Source organism: Pseudomonas poae RE*1-1-14, from assembly GCF_000336465.1.
In the GTDB taxonomy this organism is placed as follows: Bacteria; Pseudomonadota; Gammaproteobacteria; order Pseudomonadales; family Pseudomonadaceae; genus Aquipseudomonas; species Aquipseudomonas poae.
The window spans coordinates 2201531-2222439 of record NC_020209.1 but is presented as its reverse complement, the minus strand read 5'-3'; the positions used below and the strand labels follow the sequence as shown (position 1 = coordinate 2222439).

Sequence of the window (20909 nt, the reverse complement as noted above, 5' to 3'; positions counted from 1 at the left end):
GAGCCTGTTTAGGCTCCCGCATCCAACGCCCGGCCCAGGTGGGTGATCAGGTAGGTGATGGAATCGGCATTGGCCAGAATGGTGTCGATGCGTTTATCCACATTGCTCATGAACACTGATCTGGCATCCTGCAACGTTTGTGCGCTGGTGGTGCTCAATACCTTGTCCTTGAGCGACGCACTCGAACTGCTTTTGCCGAAATCCTCCCACTGCTGACTGAATTCATCCCACGTCTTGAACAGCATCGAGGCCGGGGTCAGCGTCGACAGCGCGGTTTCCCGCAGGTCGGTCAGCGTGGTCTTGAGCCGCGTAGCCCCGCTGATGTTGACGTTGATCAGGTCCGCAAACGGTCGCATCGTGTCGAGGTAGGCCAGGTCTTCGGTGGCAGAAGTGATGTGGGTTATCTCGTGAATCAGGGTGGCCGCGCGTGCATGGGCGGCGATGTCGAACGGTGCGTTCAGGCGATTCTGATAGACGTCCAGCAGCGGATCGAAAAAGCGGTCCATCAGGTATATCTTGCGTTGCGCATCCGCAGGCAGGATGAACGCGCACGCATCCGACGGGTTGTAGCGGTCGGTGCCACTGACAAAACGCATCGAGTCGGGCGCGATCAGGCTGGGGTTGACCAGCTCATTGAGCACTTCATCGATGCGTCGTTCGATTCGCCCCAATTGGTCGGGGCTGAGGGCGACGACGCCGAACATATCGCCGAAAAACAGCCCCAGCCGGCTCAAGGGGTCGCGCGTAGGGGCGAAATGCACAATGTTGCGTTTGCAGGTCACGGTGTAATAGGTGGCGACATTCAGAGCCTCGTTGATGCAGCGCGCCTTCCAGCTCGATACGGCGTTGATTGCGCGCATGCCAATTGCCTCCACATTAATGCCTTGCTGCTCGACCGTTGGAGGATAGAAACGGTCGGCGAGACGGGTCAGGATTTTGCCGTAGCGCGGGGTGTGTCGGGTCAGGTCAAGCACCCACTCACCCTTGGCGTTGCGTTCTATCCAGGGGCCGCGATCCTCGCGGGTGCCCAAGCGCCAGTGATCACCGGCTTTGCTCACGGCGTATACCTTGCCTGCGGCGGGCACAAAATGGCGTGTTCCATACTTCTCTTTGTAGGTATGGGTCTGCGCATCCAGGTTCGCGGCGTCAAGCGCGACGTCGTGGGCTTCGAACGTCTTCAAACACGTGCGCGCGGGGTCCGTCACGGCGTAGGTGTCCAGCGTCATCGCCTTGGGCGAAGGGGGCGACGGCGGCTGTTGGGCCGCAGACGCATCGGGAAAAACCGTTTCCAGTTCACCGCGCAAGGCGGCCAGTTCGGCCACGCCGGCGATAAAGCTCTTGAGTGCACGTGTCCAGCGATGTTGTTGAAGGTCTTCGGCCGAGGTTTTGAACAACGCATAGCTGCGCCACACGACGAGGGGGTAGGCAAGCTTGCCCGCCATGAACATCAAGCCCCTGGGGATTTCCTCGGTCAGCAGGCTGCTGATTGCGTCCCACAGGTGTTGCCCCGATGCCGTGAATTGACAGGTGAGCATGCGATTGAGCATCTCACGGTTGTCGTCGAACAAGCGGTGCAGCAGGTTGCCGCTGACAGGCGACGTACCCAGACGAATTTCCGAGTTTGGCCGACGTAGCAGGTTGCGATAGGTCGCCTGATGCACCGTCTGCATTTGGCCGATTACCCAGTCCTGCAGTGCGCCGGGCGAGGTGAACTCATGCAGCAGCTCGCTTTCATTCTTGTACGCTTTCAACACATGCCGGGGGCTATAGGGCGCGTACAGCACCAAGGGGTCGTCGGCTTCGGCACCGATCAGGTAGCAGCCCAGGGCCGTCACCACGGAGGCGCCTTTGGTGGCGATCAGCTCCAGCGGTCGAACCAGTGCCTTCACACCGCTGACGGCGGCACGGGCCACGGCGTCGGGCATATCGAAGGCTTGCTGGATCAGGCGCCAGGCTGCATCCGACAGGCGTTCATCAAGCTTTTGTTCGTGGGCGTACTGCAACAGTTGCCACGGCATTTGCCGGCAGAACAGCTGGCGGCGCTCGCGGGTGTCGTCGGTGTCGCCATTCAGGTGGGTGCCGAGCAAGCTCTGGTAGAGGCTCTTCACATCCACCTGCCGCACCAACTGCACCACAGCGTTTCCATCCAGCGTGGCCGGCAGTGGTGTGGCAGAGCGCGACGTTGCGCGGATATCCTCGGCGCGCAATTGCGGCAGGTGGCGCAGGGCGAAGTCGGTAAGGCTCTGGGTGTGGCCGCGAAGCTCGATGCGCGGTGCGATCAGCACGTGTTCCGGGTCTACCGTCTGCTCGGGAAAGCGCGCCGCGAGCAGGGTTTTCAAAGTGCTTGCGACCTTGTCACGCAGGGGCGTGATGCCGTGCAGATAGTCGCGTTCCTGCGGCGCGCTCAGGCGGTACTGTTCGAGCAGTTCCACATGCAGGCGCTGGTCTGCCTGCGCGGCCATGCCAAGCCAGACCGGCAAGGCCTGCTGATTGATCAGGCTGCGGGCGATGTTGATGGCGCGGCCCAGGTTGGACGGCGGTGCGCGGTGGATCAACGCGTCCATGCAATCCTGGAAGCGTTGTGCACTCAGCCCCATCGAGAGCAGGTGGTCGATCTCGTCCAGCACAAGACGGCTGTACGTCCGTTGGCGGTCGTTGAGCAGATGATCGTCGATACGCTGCAGCGGTCCGAGGGTAAAACGCTGATGGGGCGCGCGCTTGGACGGGGGCAGGTGCTCGACCAACAGCAAGCGGTCATGCGCATCCTGCAATCGTCGGTCCAGGCTGTCGCGCAAGGTCTTGACCGAGGTAAAGCCCTCATAGCCGCGTCCCGGCGTCCACAGCACCGCCGCACCGGAATGCTCGGGGTCGATGCCGCCGCGCTCGGTCATTACAAAACAGTTGGCCAGGGGCTCGGTGTGTGTGCCGACGTTCAGGCTCAGCCCGTAGGCGTCCGGGATAAAGCCGTTCAGGCCATGCCGCGTCAGCCGGGTCATGCTCTCGTTGTTGAGCACACTGCCGAGCAGGGCCAGATGTGTCGGGGCCAGGGTCGCGGACAGGCGCCTGAGTTGCGCTTCGCCGCTCAACCCCTCGAACAGACCCTGGGCCAGACGTGGCCGATTGTTTTCGATCAGCAGGTGGGGGAGTGCGCGCAGGTCATGGTCGACAAAACTGCCCAGCACCTTGTCGATGACCGTATTAAAGCTGGCGACTGTCAGATTGGGCAATTTCAACGCGATGAGCACTTCAGGCTTGCCATAAAACCCGCGCATCGCCGACGCGGTCAGGGTGACGGCCTGGCCGGCCAGGCGTGCGATAAAGTACTCGACCATGCCCTGAGAGGTTTCAGGCACGCGAGTCTCGCGTTCTTGCGCCGCCGTTTTGTAGGTATTCAGATAGACGTCATTGGCTTTCAGGTGCGTGTGCCCCTTGGCCAGTTCTGCGTCCAGCGCATGGGCGGCCAGATCGCGTAGCGTCACCTGTTTGCTGCGCTCCAGGGCCAGCGCATCATGCATCACACGCAGCCGTCCGAGCTGCAGCCTGGCGTGCTCCGCCAGCACCGTGCTCGGTCGTCCGTTGCCGCTGGTAACGGGGTGCACGCTCCAATGTCCTTCGGCGTTCTGCTCCAGCAGTCGGCTGTCGAGCATGGCGCGAATGTCCAGCGCGGTGTCGAGCAGGGCGCCCAGGTTGATGGCGCCGGCGCTGCGTCGATACAGACCCAGCGCATGCTCAAGGTTGCTGAACTGCTTGGCGGCGATGTCCTCGATCATGTCCTGAAAGACGTCACCGGCGACGGGCTTGCCGGTGACTTGCACCTGATCCATGCCGATAAACACGCTGTGCTCATCCAGCGACAGAAAGTTGAACAGCTCGTCTTCATGTCCAGCCGCCTTGAGCATGGCCTGCAGCATCGTCTTGAGTTCCTCCAGATTCCCGAGTACCTGCAAACCTCGCGATTGGGTATACAAATAAGCGTGCGAGTCGCTGATCAGCAGGGTGCTGGCCAGTTCGACGTAGTGTTGGTAGGGCGCGTGAACCTGAACCTTTTCAATACTCAGGGTGCTGGCGTAGGCCGTGCGCGCGGCCTGGTCCGCAAGGAATATCGCGCGCAGCGTCTGGCTTTCTTCAGTGCTCACGATCAGATCCAGATGCTTGAACAGCAAGTCGACGCGAAACTTGTCACTGATCACTTGGGCAAAAAACCGCAGGCGTGACTGACCCTCGCGGTAGTCTTCATGCCAGTAGGTCTGCAGCAGGCTGTGCAACAACGCCGAAAGGGTGCCGCTGGTTTGCGCGACCAGGCTGTCCCAGTCCTGCTGGTCTTTGGCCTGTTGCTGTGCGGTGTGGTGGCTGGCATCGTGGCCCGGATTGGCGAACGTACGGGTCTGGTCCGTTGGCCAGCCCTGCCTGACGTAAAACTGCAGCAGCGCCTCGCGCAGGGGCATGGAGGCACCCAGCCGATGTTCTTCATCGGTGGCGACTTTGCCGAGAAAGTCCACCCGGGTGTCGCTCTGGTCAAGGCTGGGGAAGTAACGCCGGGCCATGATGTTGAGCAGCGTGTCGAGCATCCAGCGCAGGGTGGGAACCTTGCGCAACTGATCGAGCAGGGCGACGACGTTTTTTTGCTGGGCGTCGAGAATACCTTGGCGCTGGTCCTCCATCACTGCGCCCGGAATGGCGGCCGTGTTCACCGTCAGCGTGTCCTCGCTCGGCAAGGCATCTCGCTCTTCGATGGCCAAAAATTGCAGCAGCTCTGTGCGCTGGTCGGGCTGTTTCAGACGTTCCTCTACGGCCTCAAGCAGGTCGGCCCGGCTGTCGAACAACTCCAGGCCGCCATAGGGCGTGAAGAGCACGGCTCTTGCCTCGTCAGGCGTCGGGCTCATGATGAAGGCGCCGGCCAGCACTATCGCCGGTTTGCCGCTGATAGCCACCAGCAGCCGTTCCACCTTCATTGGGTGACCGCGCGCTTTCTTGTTCTGGCGCGCCGCGTCCGTGGCGTAATACAGCGTCAGCAGCCAATCCAGGTCCTTGACCGAAAACCCCAGGGTGCGCTCGCGCTCTGAGGGGGTCTTGCGACTGACCGGTCGTTGAAGCTCATCGAAAAAGTAAGGCGGGTTCACTTGGGCCATGGCGCACGTTCCATCTGCAGGGCTGTCAGTCGTCACCGTAATGGCCGCCGCAATGCCTGGGGTGTTACATAGCTGAAGCAGACGTTGACAGCAGCCACGGGCCGCGTTGTTTAATCGGCGGTGTGCATTCTCGTTGTCTCGCCCTTATAAAATCGGAGCTACAGATGTCTGCCCAGTCCCCGATCGTCGACCCTCCTTCAGCGTTCATCGGTTTTGAGGCGTTGGTGGCGTTGCTGCACGGCCTGTTCGTCAAGCACGGCACCTCGCCCGAAGTGGCCGCGATCCTTGCCCGCAATTGCGCCAGTGCCGAGCGCGACGGCGCCCATAGCCATGGCATTTTCCGTATTCCCGGTTACCTCAGCACACTGGCCAGCGGTTGGGTCGACGGCCAGGCCGTGCCGCAGGTGACGGATGTGGCTTCAGGCTTCGTGCGCGTGGACGCCGGCAACGGGTTTGCCCAGCCCGCTTTGGAGGCGGCGCGCGCGCTGCTGGTGGACAAGGCCCGCAGCGCCGGGATTGCCTTGCTGGCGATTCACAACTCCCATCATTTCGCCGCACTGTGGCCGGACGTCGAACCCTTCGCCGAAGAAGGCCTGGTGGCGCTGAGCGTGGTCAACAGCATGACCTGCGTGGTGCCCCATGGCGCCGACCGGCCGCTGTTCGGCACCAACCCCATCGCGTTTGCCGCCCCCCGTGCCGACGGCCCGCCGATTGTGTTTGACCTTGCCACCAGCGCCATCGCCCATGGCGATGTGCAGATCGCCGCGCGCAAGGGCGAGCGCCTGCCCCCCGGGATGGGCGTCGACAGCCTCGGCCAGCCCACCCAGGATCCCAAGGAGGTGCTGGAAGGCGGCGCGCTGTTGCCCTTCGGCGGCCACAAGGGCTCGGCGTTATCCATGATGGTCGAGCTGCTGGCGGCGGCCTTGACGGGCGGCAATTTTTCTTTCGAATTCAACTGGGCGGACCATCCGGGGGCGCGCACGCCCTGGACCGGGCAATTGCTGATCGTGATCGACCCGAGCAAAACTGCCGGGCAGAGCTTCGCCGAGCGCAGCCAGGAACTGGTGCGGCAGATGCATGCGGCAGGGTTACGGCGGTTACCGGGGGATCGGCGCCATCGCACGCGGGCGAAGTCGCTGGAAGCGGGTATCGAGATTGACGCGCAGGATCTTCAACGGTTGCAGGACTTGGTGCGAAGCTAAAAGGGGCTGCGCATCAGGCGCAGCCCCCCGGCAATCAGTTACGACGACCCAGCAACAGGCCAACCACCAGACCGAAGCCTGCGGAAATTGCCACGGTCTGCCACGGGTGACCACCGATGTAGGTCTCGGTGGCATCCACCACCGGCTTGCTGCGCTCGCGCACGCTGGAAACCGAGTCCAGTGCCTGCTTGAGTTTGATGGCAACCTGCTCGCGCAGAGTTTCGCCTTCTTCGCCCACCAGGGCTGCGCTGCTCTTGAGCAACTTGTCGGATTCTTCGATCAGCGCCGTCAGTTCACTGAAGGCTTGATCCTTGATTTGTTCTTCGGCGGCTTGGGCAGCGGTTTTGCGGGCCATTGGGTGACTCCTTGCAGGTGAATGTGACAGTGAACAATGGAGTATCCGGCGTCGACAAAAGTTGCAGTTTTTTTGCCGGTCGCCGGTTTGCAGCAAAAACCGAATCAGGATCGTTCGACCTACGGTGTAAGATGACACCTATTTGTGCAGCAGGTAATTCAACATGAGCTTCAATCTCGCCAACAAAACCCTCGCCGAACGCGCCGAGCTGGAAGATGAAAAGGCCCGTCTCTACGACCTGTGGCAGAGCAATCTGGGCAAGGCCAAGGGCGAAGCCGCACGGTTGTTTGGCGAGCGCGCCAAGCGCAAGGGCAAATGGGCCGAATGGGTGCGCGCCGAGCTTGATGGGATGTCGCCACCGGAGTTCTCCGGCATGGTGCGCAGCGAAGTCAACAAGTTGATGGCGGCCGCTAAATAAAGCACGCCACAATCGCCTCGCGCACCTTGAGCAACATCGGGTCCAGCTGCGCCTGGGTGCGCCAGCCCAACTCCACCGGGTAGCGCGGCAGCGCCAGCGGGCAAGGCAGCATGCGCAGGCCGGTCATTTGCGCAATCGCCTGCGCCGCATGCCCGGGAATGGTTGCGACCGCCTGGCTGCCCTTGAGCAGAAAAGGCAGCGCCGCGAAGTGGCTGGTGGATGCGCACACCCGCCGGCTCAACCCCTTTGCGGCCAAGCCTTCGTCGGTAATTCCGATAAACCCGCCCGACGACACCAGCACATGCTCGCGCGTGACGAAGTCCTGCAGGTCGATGCCTGGCTGACCGGGCGCCAGACTGTTGGCATCCACCAGACACCGATAGTCACCGTCACCCACGACTTGGCGACTCAGCCGGCGCTCGGCAAAACCACCGGCGGTGATGGCCAGGTCCAGGGTGCGATCGAGCAGGGCGCCGGCGACGATCTGGCTATGGGTCTGACGGAAAATCACCCGCAGTTGCGGCGCGCGGTGTGCGATCTCATCCATCAACCGCCGGCCGTAGGCAATCTCGAAGTCATCGGACAAGCCCAGTACCACGCAGCGTCCCTGATAATGCGCGTTATCCGGATTGACCATGGCCAGGCTCTGCCTGCAACGGTCCAGCGCCTCACTGATCACCGGTTTCAGCTGATTGGCGCGCAAGGTCGGCGCCAGGCCACGGCCGGTGCGTACGAACAGCGGGTCGCCATACACGTCGCGCAACCGGCGCAACCCGGCACTGATGGCCGATTGCGTCACACCCAGGCGCAACGCCGCGCGGCTGGCGCTGCACTCGTCATGCAGGGCTTCGAAGGTTTTCAGCAGGTTGAGGTCGACCTGGGCGATATTCGTCTGGTTCATATCATTCAGCAGTGAAGTGGGCTTTATTCATGATCCCGGCTGGCCGGAGAATGGGCAACCCCCTTGATTCCGGAGTGATCGTAATGCCTGTTTCTACCGTGGCTGCTTTGCAAATCGGCTCCCTGCCTGGCGGCAAGGCCGAGACCCTGGCGCAAATCCTCGGTTACGAGGAACAAATCCTGCGCAGTGGTGCGCAATTGGTGGTGATGCCTGAGGCGCTGCTGGGTGGCTACCCGAAGGGCGAGGGTTTCGGCACGCAATTGGGTTATCGCCTGCCCCAGGGGCGCGAGGCCTTTGCGCGCTATTTTGCCAATGCCATCGACGTGCCCGGTGCCGAGACCGAGGCGCTGGCCGGCTTGTCCACGCGCACCGGGGCCAGCCTGGTGCTGGGCGTGATCGAGCGCAGTGGCAGCACGCTATATTGCACCCTGTTGTATTTCGAACCGGCGCGAGGTCTCGTTGCCAAGCACCGCAAACTGATGCCCACCGGCACCGAACGACTGATCTGGGGCAAGGGCGACGGCTCGACCCTGCCGGTCATCGACGCCGCCGTGGGCCGCATCGGCGGCGCGGTGTGCTGGGAGAACATGATGCCGTTGTTGCGCACGGCGATGTACGCAAAGGGCGTTGAAGTGTGGTGTGCGCCCACGGTGGACGAGCGCGAGATGTGGCAGGTGAGCATGCGCCATGTGGCTCATGAGGGCCGCTGCTTTGTGGTCAGCGCCTGCCAGGTGCAGGCCTCGCCCGACGCGCTGGGGATTGAGGTTGCCAACTGGCCCGCGAACCGCCCGTTGATCGCCGGCGGCAGCCTGATTGTCGGCCCCATGGGCGACATCCTTGCCGGCCCGCTGCTGGGCGAAGCGGGGCTGTTGATCGCGCGGATCGACACCGATGAGCTGGTGCGCGCGCGTTATGACTACGACGTGGTGGGCCATTACGCCAGGCCGGACGTGTTCGAACTGAGCGTGGACGAACGCGAGAAACCTGGCGTGCGTTTTATCACCGACTAGCGCTGCGGCGAGTCAAGCCGTGGCCCGTGTCACGCCTGCTCACCACAGGCCACGATTATTTTTCCTGTGCTACCAGGTCGCCGTGTTCGGCAGGTTCAGCGTGCCACGGTCCACAAAACGCTGGGTGCCGAACAGCCCGCCCGCCAGCTTGCCGCGCAGCACGTACGGCAGGTTGTTCAGGCTTTGGGTCTGGCTCAGGCCCAGGGTCTGGCGCAACACGGAAAATGCCGAGACGCTGACCGGAACCGTTACGACCGTCTCGGAAAAACGCGGGATATTGCCGACTTGATCACTCACCCCGGACGCCAGCGGCCGCCCGTTGACCTCCAGGTCCAGCGCCACGCCGTTGTATTCAATCGCTGTTTCATTGGGGTTCTGCACCCGCAGTTTCACCGCGAAGCGCACTTCCAGGTCCTGGCTCTGCCGGGGCTCGATGCCCACCACGGTGATGTTGACCGGATCGCGACTGGGCAACAGCGCGCAGGCGCTCAAGGTCAACAGCAGTAACGATAGAACCATGAGCTTGCGCATCTGAACCTGCTCCTATTTCGTGACGTCCGGGTCCTGCATCACCTTGAGGGTGGAGGATTCCGGATCAAATTCATCGTCTTCCAGCGCTATGAACGTCTCGGGCAGGAACACGTTCAGCAGGATTGCACAGAACGCGCCCACGGTGATCGGCGATTCGAAAATGTCGTGCAACGCCTTGGGCAGGTCGCGCAGCACTTCGGGCACGGCGGCCACGCCCAGGCCCATGCCAAGGGAAATCGCCACGATCAGCACATTGCGCCGGTGCAGGCCGGCTTCGGCGAGGATTTTGATCCCGGCCACCGCCACGGTGCCGAACATGATCAGCGTGGCGCCGCCCAGCACTGGCTTGGGCATCAATTGCAGTACCGCGCCGATCATCGGGAACAGCCCCAGCAGCACCAGCAGGCCGGCGATAAAGTAGGCAACGTAACGACTGGCTACGCCGGTCAACTGAATCACGCCGTTATTCTGCGCGAACGTCACCATCGGCAAGCTGTTGAAGGTAGCGGCCATGGCCGAGTTGAGGCCGTCGGTCAGCAGTCCGGACTTGATTCGCTTGATGTACAGCGGGCCCTTGACCGGCTGCTGGGAAATCATCGAGTTGGCGGTCAGGTCGCCTGCCGCTTCCAGTGGCGAAATCAGGAAGATCACCGCCACCGGGACAAACGCCACCCAATCGAACGAAAATCCATATTTGAACGGCACCGGCACGCTGATCAACGGCACCTGGGGCAGGGCGGCCATGTCGACGCGGCCCAGCCACCAGGCCACTACGAAGCCGAGGGTCAGGCCGATCACAATCGAGCCCAGACGCAAGAAGGCATTGTTGAAGCGGTTGAGCACGACGATGGTCAGCAGCACCAGCGCGGCCAGCCCCATATTGCTGGCCGCGCCCAAATCCTTGGCGCCAAAGCCGCCGGCCATGTCGGTAACCGCCACCTTGATCAGCGACAGCCCCATCAGGGTAATGATGGTGCCCGTCACCACCGGCGTGATCAGCTTGCGCAGCTTGCCGATGAACTGGCTGAGTGCCACTTCAATAAACGCGGCGAAAAAGCACACGCCAAAAATGGTCGAGAGGATTTCATCCGTGCCGCCGCCTCGCGCCTTGACCATGAACCCGGCGCTGAGAATCACGCTGATAAACGAAAAACTGGTGCCCTGCAGGCACAACAGGCCCGAGCCGATGGGGCCGAAAGTGCGCGCCTGCACGAAGGTGCCCAGCCCCGAGACGAACAGCGCCATGCTCACCAGGTACGGCACTTCGCTTTCCAGGCCCAGCACGCCGCCAACGATCAGGGTCGGCGTGATGATGCCCACAAAGCTCGCCAGCACATGCTGCAGCGCGGCAAACACCGCTGCCGTGAAGTGTGGACGGTCTTCGAGGCCGTAGATCAGCTCGGATTTATAGCGCGGGCGTGGGGATTGAGCGTCAGACAAAATGCGGGCTCGGGTCAGAAAAGGGAGGCGCAGGATGCCAGAAAGTCCTCAGCGTCTGAAGTGTAAATAGCTATTCAAGCCGCCGTCTCGCCGTTCACCTCGCTGATTTTGACCCAACGCTCCTCCCGCGCCGCCAGGCGAATCGCGGTCGCCAGTCGCTCCACTTCCCATGCGTCGTCAAAATCGCTGCCATCCGCGCCTTCGCCAGCCAGCGCCATGATCAATTCCTGCACTTCCAGAGTCTTCAATTCGTTGTAGCCCAGCTGATGCCCTGCCGCCGGGCTGAATGCGGCGTAGCCGGGCAAATCGGGACCGGCCAGCACACGTTCAAAGCCCGTTTGGCCGGCGCGGTACACGCGCAGCTCATTCAGGCGTTCCTGATCGAACGCCAGGGTGCCGTGGGTGCCGCTGACTTCGAAACTCAGGTGGTTCTTGTAGCCGTGTTTGAGCCAGCTGCTGCTCACCGTACCGCGCGCGCCGTTGGCGAAGCGCAACAGCGCGTGCACTTGATCATCCACCGCGATGGTTTTGAGACGGTCGCTGCCTTTAACCGCCGGGCGTTGGGCGTGCACGGTGTGGGTGTCGGCGCACACGCTGACTACATCGCCGATCAGGTAACGCGCCATCGACAGCAAGTGGCTGCCCAGGTCCGCCAGGGCGCCGCCGGCATGTTCCACTTCGCAGCGCCATGACCAGGGCGAATCAGGGTCGGCCATGAAGTCTTCGCTGAACTCGCCCTGGAAGCTGATGATCTGGCCCAGATCGCCGTTGGCGATCATCTGCCGCGCCAGGCCGATCATCGGGTTGTGCTGATAGTTGTAGCCGACCCGCGTGACTACGCCTGCTGCATGGGCGGCACGGCGCATGGCATCGGCCTGCTCGAGGCTGACCGCCAGCGGTTTTTCGCAATACACCGCCTTGCCCGCCGCAATCGCGGCCATGGCCATGGGGTAATGCAAATGGTTGGGTGTGGTGATGGCCACGACGTCGACATCAGGGTCGTCGATCAGTGCCTGCCAGTCACCCTGAGCCTGGGCAAAACCCCAGGCTTTGGCGCAACGCGCGGCGCGCTCGCTGTCAGCATCGGCCAGGGCGGCCAGCTTGAGCTGCACCGGCAGGTCGAACACGGTGCGGGCATTGTTGAACGCCAGTGCGTGGGCGCGTCCCATAAAGCCTGTGCCGATCAAACCGATTCCGAGTTCGCGCATCGCCGTGTTCCTCTGCATTTTTATTTTCAGGAACGTTATTAATGGAATAAAAATTCTCTTAATTCAATACGTGGAATAAAAACTCATTGCCGCCCAATCAATCACTCTGGCGAATGCAGCTATATTCAGACGCTGACGAAAAGCCATCAGTTAACAAAAGATAACGTACCGCCGATTGTCAGGCGATTCCAAAGCCCGCTAGGATGGCCCGTGCTTGCTTCAGGCGCTCTAGAGTGCAGGTTTCAGCGCCCGGGAAGACGAGACCACCTGACAAAAAATAATAAATGGGAGAAAGGTCTATGAGTGAGCCTGTCATGGGTTGGGTTGTTTGCCGCCCACGCGCCGCACGCAGGGTTGCGATGCTGGCCACAGCGCTCTCGCTGCTTGGTGCTGTCGCGTTGTCGACCGCCGTCCAGGCTGCCAGCGATACCACCGCGCCCGCGGTGTCTGCGATTGAATCCTCCAAGGCCATCAAGGGCCTGATGATTGATGTGGTGCACGCCGGCAAACGTCTGGTGGCGGTCGGTGACCGCGGGCATATCCTCTATTCCGATGACCAGGGCAGCCACTGGACTCAGGCCAAAGTGCCCACCCGGCAATTGCTCACAGCGGTGTTTTTTATCGATGACAAGCACGGTTGGGCGGTCGGCCATGACGCGCAGATTCTTGCGAGTACCGATGGCGGTGCCACCTGGGTTCAGCAATTTCAGGACCTCAAGCGCGAAGCCCCGTTGCTCGATATCTGGTTCAACGACGCCAGCCATGGCTTGGCCGTGGGCGCCTACGGGGCGCTGATCGAAACCACCGACGGTGGCACTACCTGGAACGACGTCAGCGACCGCCTCGACAACGAAGACCAGTACCACCTCAACGCGATCGCCGCGATCAAGGACGCCGGCCTGTTCATCGTCGGCGAGCAGGGCAGCATGTTCCGCTCCAGCGATAACGGCCAGACCTGGGAAAAACTCGAAGGCCCATACGAAGGCTCGCTGTTCGGCGTGATCGGCACGGCGCAACCGCAGACCCTGCTGGCCTATGGGCTGCGCGGCAATCTGTACCGCTCCAGCGATTTCGGCGGCACCTGGGAGCAGGTCGAACTGAACGCGGCGCGCGGAGCGCTGGAGTTTGGCCTGTCCGGCGCCACCTTGCTGGATGACGGTTCCATCGTCGTCGTCGGCAATGGTGGCAGCGTGGTCGTCAGCCATGACGACGGGCTGACCTTCAGCGTGTTCAATCGCCCGGACCGGATCTCGCTCTCGGCCGTCACGGCGGCGGGCAATGGCAACCTGATTCTGGTCGGGCAGGGCGGTGTGCGTGTGGCCACATCGGCTGGCGCCGAACCGACAAAACAATAATTAGGGCGGGACAGCATGAGCAGTCATCACAACGATAAAGCGACCTTCCTTGAACGCCTGATCTTCAACAACCGCCCGGCAGTCATCGTGATCTGCCTGCTGGTGAGCATTTTCCTGTTCTGGCAGGCGACCCTGATTCGCCCGTCCACCAGCTTCGAAAAGATGATCCCGCTCAAGCACCCCTTCATCGAAAAGATGATGGAGCACCGCAACGACCTGGCCAATCTCGGCAACACAGTGCGCATCTCGGTGGAGGCCAAAGACGGCGACATCTTTACCAGGGATTACATGGAGACCCTGCGCCAGATCAACGACGAGGTGTTCTACATCTCCGGCGTCGACCGTTCGGGGCTCAAGTCGCTGTGGAGCCCCAGCGTGCGCTGGACCGAAGTCACCGAAGAAGGGTTTGCCGGCGGTGAGGTGATCCCGCAGAGCTACAACGGCTCGCCGGCCAGCCTCGATCAACTGCGCAACAACGTGCTCAAGTCCGGCCAGGTCGGACGTCTGGTGTCCAACGATTTCAAGTCGAGCATCGTCGATATCCCGTTGCTGGAGTCCTACCCGGACCCGCAGGATCAGGGCAAGTTGCTGGCTCTGGACTATCGCAAGTTTTCCCATGAACTCGAAGACAAGATCCGCGACAAGTTCGAAGCGCAGAACCCCAACGTCAAGATCCACATCGTGGGCTTTGCCAAAAAGGTCGGCGACCTGATCGACGGCCTGGTGATGGTGGTGCTGTTCTTCGGCATCGCGTTCGTCATTACGCTGGTCCTGTTGTTGTGGTTCACCAACTGCCTGCGCAGCACCATCGCAGTATTGAGTACCACCCTGGTGGCGGTGGTGTGGCAACTGGGCTTGATGCACTTTTTCGGCTTCGGACTCGACCCGTATTCGATGCTGGTGCCGTTCCTGATTTTCGCCATCGGTATTTCCCACGGCGTACAGAAAATCAACGGTATCGCCCTGCAGTCCAGTGAGGCCGACAACGCGCTCACCGCAGCGCGGCGTACCTTCCGCCAATTGTTCCTGCCGGGCATGATCGCGATTCTGGCCGATGCGGTGGGTTTCATTACCCTGCTGATCATCGACATCGGCGTAATCCGTGAGCTGGCCATCGGCGCGTCCATCGGCGTGGCGGTGATCGTATTCACCAACCTGATCCTGCTGCCGGTGGCGATTTCCTACGTGGGCATCAGCAAGCGCGCCATCGCCAGGAGCAAGAAAGACGCGAACCGCGAACACCCGTTCTGGCGCCTGCTGTCCAGATTCGCCAGCGCCAAAGTCGCGCCGGTCTCGATCCTGCTGGCGCTGGTCGCGTTTGGCGGCGGTCTCTGGTACAGCCAGAACCTCAAGATCGGCGACCTGGACCAGGGCGCGCCGGAGCTGCGTCCGGACTCGCGCTACAACAAGGACAACAACTTCATCATCAGCAATTACTCCACCAGCTCCGACGTGCTGGTGGTGATGGTCAAGACCAAGGCCGAAGGCTGCTCGCGCTATGAAGCCATGGCGCCCATCGACCAGTTGATGTGGAAGATGCAGAACACCGAGGGCGTGCAGTCGGCGATCTCGCTGGTGACCGTGTCCAAGCAGATGATCAAGGGTATGAACGAGGGCAACCTGAAATGGGAAACCCTGTCGCGCAACCCCGACGTGCTGAACAACTCCATCGCCCGCGCTGATGGCCTGTACAACAACAATTGCTCGCTGGCGCCGGTGCTGGTGTTCCTCAACGACCACAAGGCCGAAACCCTCGACCGCGCGGTGCACGCTGTGCAGGACTTCGCCAGGGAGAACAACAAGGACGGCCTGGAATTCATCCTCGCCGCCGGTAACGCCGGGATCGAAGCGGCCACCAACGAGGTCATCAAGGCCTCGGAACTGACCATTCTGATTCTGGTGTACCTGTGCGTGGCGACCATGTGCATGATCACCTTCCGCTCTTGGGCGGCAACCCTGTGCATCGTGCTGCCGTTGGTGCTGACCTCGGTGCTGGGCAACGCGCTGATGGCGTTCATGGGCATCGGCGTCAAGGTCGCGACGTTGCCGGTGGTGGCGTTGGGTGTGGGCATTGGCGTGGACTACGGCATCTACATCTACAGTCGCCTGGAAAGCTTCCTGCGCGCCGGTCTGCCGCTGCAGGAGGCTTATTACCAAACACTTAAGTCCACCGGTAAAGCCGTGCTGTTTACCGGCCTGTGCCTGGCGATCGGTGTGTGCACCTGGATCTTCTCGGCGATCAAGTTCCAGGCCGACATGGGGCTGATGCTGACCTTCATGTTGCTGTGGAACATGTTTGGCGCGCTGTGGCTGTTGCCGGCGCTGGCGCGTTTCCTGATCAAACCCGAAAAGCTGGCGGGCAAGAAAGGCAACTCGTTGTTCGCGCACTGAGTGGGTCACTCGCGGCCAGGCCTCGCCGCGCCGATCCGCCCCAAGGCCCGACCTCCGGGTCCTGGGGCGACCGTTACGGTTTCAACCCGCAGTAGACGGCGCGATGGTGAGGAATAACCGGTCTGTCGGCGGCTCGATCAACACATAGAGGATCTTGCCCAAGGGCTCGGCGCCGGCTTCCTGCTGAGCACGCAGTTGGACTTGCACATGTTGTTTGAGCAGATCCTTTTGCGTGAATTTGCGTTGCTCGGGCAGTTTTAGATGGGCGCGGGTGTAAGCCGTGGGCGCAGCCTGCGCCGATGCGTAATGAAAGTGCGCGTACCACAACACCGCTGCTGGCTTGCGGGCCTTGTCGTAGACGGCGTACTCGGTAAAGAAGTCGCCGCTCAAGGTGGGGCGCAGCGGGTCAACCTGGCTGGTCAGGTTGATGTCGATTTCCTTGTGGCGCCACAGGTAATCGATACCTTCCAGGGTTGGCCATTGTTGCTTGTAGGCATCGCTGGTGACGCGTTGGGCCTTTCGATTCATGTCACGGGCGTTCGCCCTGAAATCATCGATCAGATCCTGCGCCGCCGGACTGCCGGGATGTTCGCGAGCAATGGTGTCCGCAAGCGCGTCAAGCTTGCTCGCCTGTGTGCTGAGCAACGCATCCCAGTCCGCCGGGTTGACCTCCTGACGGGTCAGCGGTGATAGCAGTTTCTGCTGCTGGGTGCCGATGACGCGCTCAATCTCCTGACGTTGTCGGATCAGCTCCAGACCCTGGCTTTTCAGGGTGGTCAGCGATTGAACCGTGGGTGCCGGTTCAGGCGTCACGGGCGTGTCCTGACGTGCCTGCGCCCAGCCGTCCGCCTGCTGGTCATACCTGGCAATGGCTTCGCCGGTCATCGTGTCGGTGATGACCATGTGTGTTGTGCCGCTCGCCGCACCTGCCGACTGCAGGTCACCGACGTAATAGCGGTGCTTGCGGGTTTTGAACACCCGTTTTGTGGCGGCCTTGGGAGGCAGCCTATTTGCCGCAGGTTGCCGGCTTTCCAGCTCTTCCTGCTGGCTAACAACCGCTTCCAGCTCGCTTTCGGCCAGCCGACGAGCACTGTCCAGTTGCTTGAGCAGGCGTTCGGACGTCGTATGCAGGCGGCGCGGGTTGATCGTCTTGAGCGTCTGTGTGGCGTGTTCATAGCGCCGGTACATGACCAGCACCGTATCGTAGACCTGGCGTTGTTCTGCCAGGGTATAGCCTGAACTGCTGCGCACTTCGATATGGGACAGCACGGCTTTGGTCAGGTCCCGGTATTCCAGGTGTTCGACGTACAGGGCTTCCTGTGGCGTGCGTGTCAGCCCAGGCTCGAACGGTTCCACCATCACCCACGACAACGGGATCAGCGCGTTGAGTTTCAGGCTTTCGGAGAAGAAGTGCTGGGGGTACTTGATCCCGGCCAACAGTGATTCTCGTATGGCACGGCCCGCTACGGAGTCCTGTTCCAGTTGATCCAGGGTGGCTTCCATCGCCTGGGACAGCGTTGCCATGCGTTGCAGTGTGTCGGCCAGTTCTATCGCTCTGGCCACATGCTCGTTATAAGCGGTCGGATCTCCCAGCCATTTTTCCGGGAGCATGCGTGAAGCCAGCTCTGACATGGGCTCTCCACTGCCAGTGAAACGCAGCGTGTCGGCCCATCCCCTGAGGTAGGTGTGAATGGCTAACTGGTTACCCCACAGAGTCTGCAGTGTTTTGGCCCGGTCGCGCACGTGAACCCATGCACCCCCGTACTTTTCCAGAGATCGACCCACCTCAACCAGCTCCAGGCGCAGGGGGAGCAACTGCTCATAGCGTGCCTGCAAAGGCTCCAGTAGCACTTCATACTGGTTGCGCAACCTGGCATAACCCTGCATTTCAAGTTGATGCCTTTTCAGCAGCGCGGTTTTTTGCACGGTGTCAGCGTGCTCGAGCAGTTTCCACACTGTTTTGAGTGTGTTGCCCTGTTTGACCAAGTCGTCGTAGGCCGCCTGCATCCGCGTCAGCGATGCATTGAACTCATTCATCTGCTCGGTGATTTCCAGGGCGAGCGATTCCATTTTTGCGACCATTTCACGCGTTTTACGCTGGTTTTCCTCGCGTAGCTGCGCAAGACGTTTGGGGCCGCCGCCCAGTAGCTTCAGCCCGCGATCCAGGGTCCAATGGCCCTTGCCATCGGTTTTCAGCCTGATGCCGGGGTGTGCGGGCTTTTCGGGGTGGACAATAAACACTTCGTTGAACCCTGGAACGATGTTGACCCGGAACAACAACCCGCCCACCGACGCGTGCCAAACGCGATCTATCTTGTACAGCCCCTTGAGCGCGCCGATTTCGACGGGAGAGGGCGCAGGGTCCGGCCATGCCACTTTGTAGTTGAGAAGTTTGTCCCGCAGGCGTGCCGATGCGGTATCGCCGGCCAGTGAATGGTCAAAGTCAATCAGCGTACTACCGCCACCCGGTGGTTCGGAGGGCAGGCCGACCACCCCACGCTTGATCACGGGCAGTGGTTTTGCCGCCTGGTCCGCCGCGCGCCGCAGGGGCAGTCGGGCGAGGGTCGTCTGGTCAATCGGCGAACGTTGCGGTGTTGGCGATGCCGTAGCCTTATGCACCAGCACCATGGCGGTGTTGAGCAGTACGTCGATCCACGCCAGTTCCCGCGCAGTCGAGTCATCGCTGACCAGGGCCGGCAAGTCCTGGGCAAGGCTCTGGATCAGTTGCACAAACCATCCCACCACTGCCGCCGGGCCGCGTACCAGCATCAATAAGGTATTGAAGCCCAGTTGCGCGCCTTCCAGGATCAGCGCCCAACGGCTTTCGGCATTGGAGGTCGACTCGCGGTCCGCCTGCTCCAGCAATTGGCGCGCTTCGCTGGTAAACAGGTACTCCATGAGTTGGCCGTTGGTCAGCGACTGCAGAAGCTCGGCGTTGCTTTCATCGTCAGTCGCAGCCAGTGTCGCCGGCGCGGGCACGGCGGGCAACGGGTCGAACTCCGCACCGATGCCGATGATGCGCACGTAATGGGGTTCGCTGAAGCCGCCATTGCCGTAGACGGCTCTGGCGTTCTCATCCAGCCACGCCAGCACGCTGTCCTGCAGCTCGCCCGGTTTCACGATGGCCTGGAGCAACTGCTCGCGACTGCTGAATTGCAGCAGTGACTGGCGGTAGGTCGGGCGATACAGCAGGTGCGGGCCGTCCTCTCCGTTACGCGCCTCGATGATGAACATGTGCTGCACCGCATCCGATTTCGCCCCAGGCTTGCGCTGAAAGGCCAGTGGGCGCATGACGATTTCGCGGTTATCGACATACCGTTCGACGCGGCTGGCAGCGAGCACTGCAACCACGTAGTCGGCGCCCGTGGCGGTCAATCCCGCTTCGCCTTTGATCGCATGTTCCAGCGCCTGGCTTTTCAACTCGAGCGGGCGCTGGGAGATGAACCTGCTTTTACGTTGCTTCGCCTCGTCGGTATCGGTGAGCAATGCTTGGCGAATATAGCGGGTGTAGTTCAGGCCGATGTCCACCCGTTGCGCCAGCCGCTCAACGTAGTCGGGCGTCAACCACGCTTCGATGGCCTGCCCGGAGGTGTCACGCAGGGTCATGGAGCCTCGCGGCTTGCCGGACAGATTTTTCAAGGCCAGGTCCACCAGGCTCATGCGCTCCGTTTCGACATAGCCACCGCTGAGCGTGCCGTACGGCACTTTAAAGGTCAGTTCCAAATGGTCGGCGGTGTAGTGCGCAGCGTCTGTTTCACAACTGCGTTTTCCGATCAGCCAGGCGTTTCGCTCCAGGCACAATTGGTTGTCCAGATGGCGGCGGGCATACGTGCGGATGTCGTCCAGCCCCTCCAGCCACGTCTTTGCGTTGTCCAGCCGCCTGGCGCTGGCCTGTTCGAGCAGGCAGCCGTGGTAGGCCAGACGCAGGTCCGGCGAGGCGTGCTGCAGCCAGTCGGGCAGGGCGGCTTCGATCCGCTGCAGGGGCGGCGGTGGCGTAACGGCAGTTTCGTCCAGTTGCGCGGCCGGGTCAGTGATCGATTCGAACAGCGCTTCCAGGCGATCCAGCGTGATCGCTTGCGTCAGGTCTACGGCTGCAATGTCTTCGAGTTGGCCATTGAGCACCAGTGCGGCCTGCACCTCGAAAATATTGCCGTCGGGCTCATAAAGTTGCCAGGTAACGCTGTCAGCGGTGAACCGTTGTGCCATGCGTCGCCCCCAGGCTTGGCCAAACGCATCCAGGCTCGGGTACGCTTCGATGCGTCCCGACAGGCCGTACAGCCATACCTGTTTACCATCGACCAACACAATATCGCTCGATTGCACGGTGACTCGGGTTTCGCCCTGAACCAGGCGGGTCTCCACGCTGTAGGCATGCAGCGAAGATTCTGCTCCGGCGCGCTGGCTGCGGGTTTCGCGCGCAGGGTAGTCGGCCAGGTGGATGAGTCGTTGCAACGCGGGCACATCATCGGCCAACTGGCGGATGGCCGCGGCGCGCAGCTGGCCCTGCAAGATTGCGGAGAACCAGTGCCAGCGGCTGCCTCCGGCATCGCCGGGCTTATTCCAGTAGGCCGTCAGCGCGTCTTGAACGCCCACGTGCACGATAAACGGCAACTCGCGGATGACCGCTTCGACCACCGCCAGCTTATAGCTGCGCGTGCCGTTGTGTTCAAAGCTCAACCGCGTGCCGCTGGCATCACTCAGGTAAGCGTCGAGTCCGTCGTGTGCAGTGAGCTCAGGGAAAATGCCGGTGGCGATGTACTCAAGCGCCACCTCGAGCAACGGGCTCAAACTACGCCCGCCGCCCTCACGGGGCAGCGCCAAACGCAACTGTGCGACGGGCAGCGTCAGCGGCGGGTATTTTTCCTGAAGGTGATCGGCGAGCATCTGCGCCACCACCGTTCGCAGGGTCGGGCGTGTGCGGAACTGGGCCTCTACGGCGCGTTTGATCAAGGTATCGGTCACGGGTATT

Annotated in this window: 12 protein-coding genes; 5 read left to right on the top strand and 7 right to left on the bottom strand. The window is 61.7% G+C overall.

Annotated features, from left to right (window positions below):
- Positions 1-8: 8 nt before the first annotated feature.
- Positions 9-5129, bottom strand: coding sequence for a dermonecrotic toxin domain-containing protein (locus H045_RS09650; protein ID WP_015372231.1), 5121 nt, complete (start codon positions 5127-5129; stop codon positions 9-11).
- Between the two features lie 164 nt (positions 5130-5293).
- Between H045_RS09650 and H045_RS09645 the strand changes: the two genes are divergently transcribed.
- A complete protein-coding gene (locus tag H045_RS09645) occupies positions 5294-6331 on the top strand; it encodes an Ldh family oxidoreductase (protein ID WP_015372230.1) in 1038 nt (345 codons plus the stop codon).
- Between the two features lie 34 nt (positions 6332-6365).
- On the opposite strand, the gene H045_RS09640 is transcribed toward H045_RS09645, so the two are convergent.
- Positions 6366-6686, bottom strand: a complete 321-nt coding sequence (locus tag H045_RS09640) for an ElaB/YgaM/YqjD family protein (RefSeq protein WP_003236346.1) — start codon at positions 6684-6686, stop codon at positions 6366-6368.
- 163 nt (positions 6687-6849) lie between these two features.
- Here H045_RS09640 and H045_RS09635 point away from each other — a divergent pair, with 163 nt between their 5' ends.
- Positions 6850-7104 carry a hypothetical protein gene (locus tag H045_RS09635; RefSeq protein WP_003236345.1) on the top strand — a complete coding sequence of 85 codons (255 nt, stop codon included), beginning with the start codon at positions 6850-6852 and terminating at the stop codon, positions 7102-7104.
- Here the strand turns inward: H045_RS09635 and H045_RS09630 are convergent.
- Positions 7097-8005, bottom strand: coding sequence for a LysR family transcriptional regulator (locus H045_RS09630; RefSeq protein ID WP_003236342.1), 909 nt, complete (start codon positions 8003-8005; stop codon positions 7097-7099). The two genes, H045_RS09635 and H045_RS09630, sit on opposite strands and share 8 nt — an antisense overlap.
- 83 nt (positions 8006-8088) lie before the next feature.
- Here H045_RS09630 and H045_RS09625 point away from each other — a divergent pair, with 83 nt between their 5' ends.
- Positions 8089-9015 (top strand): carbon-nitrogen hydrolase family protein, encoded by a 927-nt coding sequence (locus H045_RS09625; RefSeq protein ID WP_015372229.1) that lies wholly within the window; start codon positions 8089-8091, stop codon positions 9013-9015.
- 69 nt (positions 9016-9084) lie between these two features.
- On the opposite strand, the gene H045_RS09620 is transcribed toward H045_RS09625, so the two are convergent.
- From H045_RS09620 to H045_RS09610, 3 genes are all read right to left on the bottom strand, one after another.
- Positions 9085-9546, bottom strand: coding sequence for an LEA/WHy family protein (locus H045_RS09620; RefSeq protein ID WP_015372228.1), 462 nt, complete (start codon positions 9544-9546; stop codon positions 9085-9087).
- Positions 9547-9558: 12 nt separating this feature from the next.
- Positions 9559-10986, bottom strand: coding sequence for a nucleobase:cation symporter-2 family protein (locus H045_RS09615; protein ID WP_015372227.1), 1428 nt, complete (start codon positions 10984-10986; stop codon positions 9559-9561).
- Between the two features lie 74 nt (positions 10987-11060).
- Positions 11061-12194: a Gfo/Idh/MocA family protein gene (locus tag H045_RS09610; RefSeq protein WP_003236338.1), complete on the bottom strand. Its 1134-nt coding sequence runs from the start codon at positions 12192-12194 to the stop codon at positions 11061-11063.
- A gap of 314 nt (positions 12195-12508) precedes the next feature.
- Here H045_RS09610 and H045_RS09605 point away from each other — a divergent pair, with 314 nt between their 5' ends.
- Complete coding sequence (locus H045_RS09605; protein WP_032871155.1) at positions 12509-13549, top strand: WD40/YVTN/BNR-like repeat-containing protein; 1041 nt, start codon at positions 12509-12511, stop codon at positions 13547-13549.
- A gap of 15 nt (positions 13550-13564) precedes the next feature.
- Positions 13565-15940 carry an efflux RND transporter permease subunit gene (locus tag H045_RS09600; protein WP_003236333.1) on the top strand — a complete coding sequence of 792 codons (2376 nt, stop codon included), beginning with the start codon at positions 13565-13567 and terminating at the stop codon, positions 15938-15940.
- Positions 15941-16021: 81 nt separating this feature from the next.
- Here the strand turns inward: H045_RS09600 and H045_RS09595 are convergent, their stop codons facing one another.
- Positions 16022-20902: a dermonecrotic toxin domain-containing protein gene (locus H045_RS09595; protein WP_015372226.1), complete on the bottom strand. Its 4881-nt coding sequence runs from the start codon at positions 20900-20902 to the stop codon at positions 16022-16024.
- Positions 20903-20909: the final 7 nt, after the last annotated feature.

What these genes read in the sequence shown, in the direction of transcription:
- H045_RS09625 (WP_015372229.1), top strand. Translation starts at nt 8,089, where the DNA reads ATGCCTGTTTCTACCGTGGCTGCTTTGCAAATCGGCTCCCTGCCTGGC.
- H045_RS09620 (WP_015372228.1), bottom strand. Translation starts at nt 9,546, where the DNA reads ATGCGCAAGCTCATGGTTCTATCGTTACTGCTGTTGACCTTGAGCGCC.
- H045_RS09630 (WP_003236342.1), bottom strand. Translation starts at nt 8,005, where the DNA reads ATGAACCAGACGAATATCGCCCAGGTCGACCTCAACCTGCTGAAAACC.
- H045_RS09645 (WP_015372230.1), top strand. Translation starts at nt 5,294, where the DNA reads ATGTCTGCCCAGTCCCCGATCGTCGACCCTCCTTCAGCGTTCATCGGT.
- H045_RS09640 (WP_003236346.1), bottom strand. Translation starts at nt 6,686, where the DNA reads ATGGCCCGCAAAACCGCTGCCCAAGCCGCCGAAGAACAAATCAAGGAT.
- H045_RS09635 (WP_003236345.1), top strand. Translation starts at nt 6,850, where the DNA reads ATGAGCTTCAATCTCGCCAACAAAACCCTCGCCGAACGCGCCGAGCTG.
- H045_RS09610 (WP_003236338.1), bottom strand. Translation starts at nt 12,194, where the DNA reads ATGCGCGAACTCGGAATCGGTTTGATCGGCACAGGCTTTATGGGACGC.
- H045_RS09600 (WP_003236333.1), top strand. Translation starts at nt 13,565, where the DNA reads ATGAGCAGTCATCACAACGATAAAGCGACCTTCCTTGAACGCCTGATC.
- H045_RS09650 (WP_015372231.1), bottom strand. Translation starts at nt 5,129, where the DNA reads ATGGCCCAAGTGAACCCGCCTTACTTTTTCGATGAGCTTCAACGACCG.
- H045_RS09605 (WP_032871155.1), top strand. Translation starts at nt 12,509, where the DNA reads ATGGGTTGGGTTGTTTGCCGCCCACGCGCCGCACGCAGGGTTGCGATG.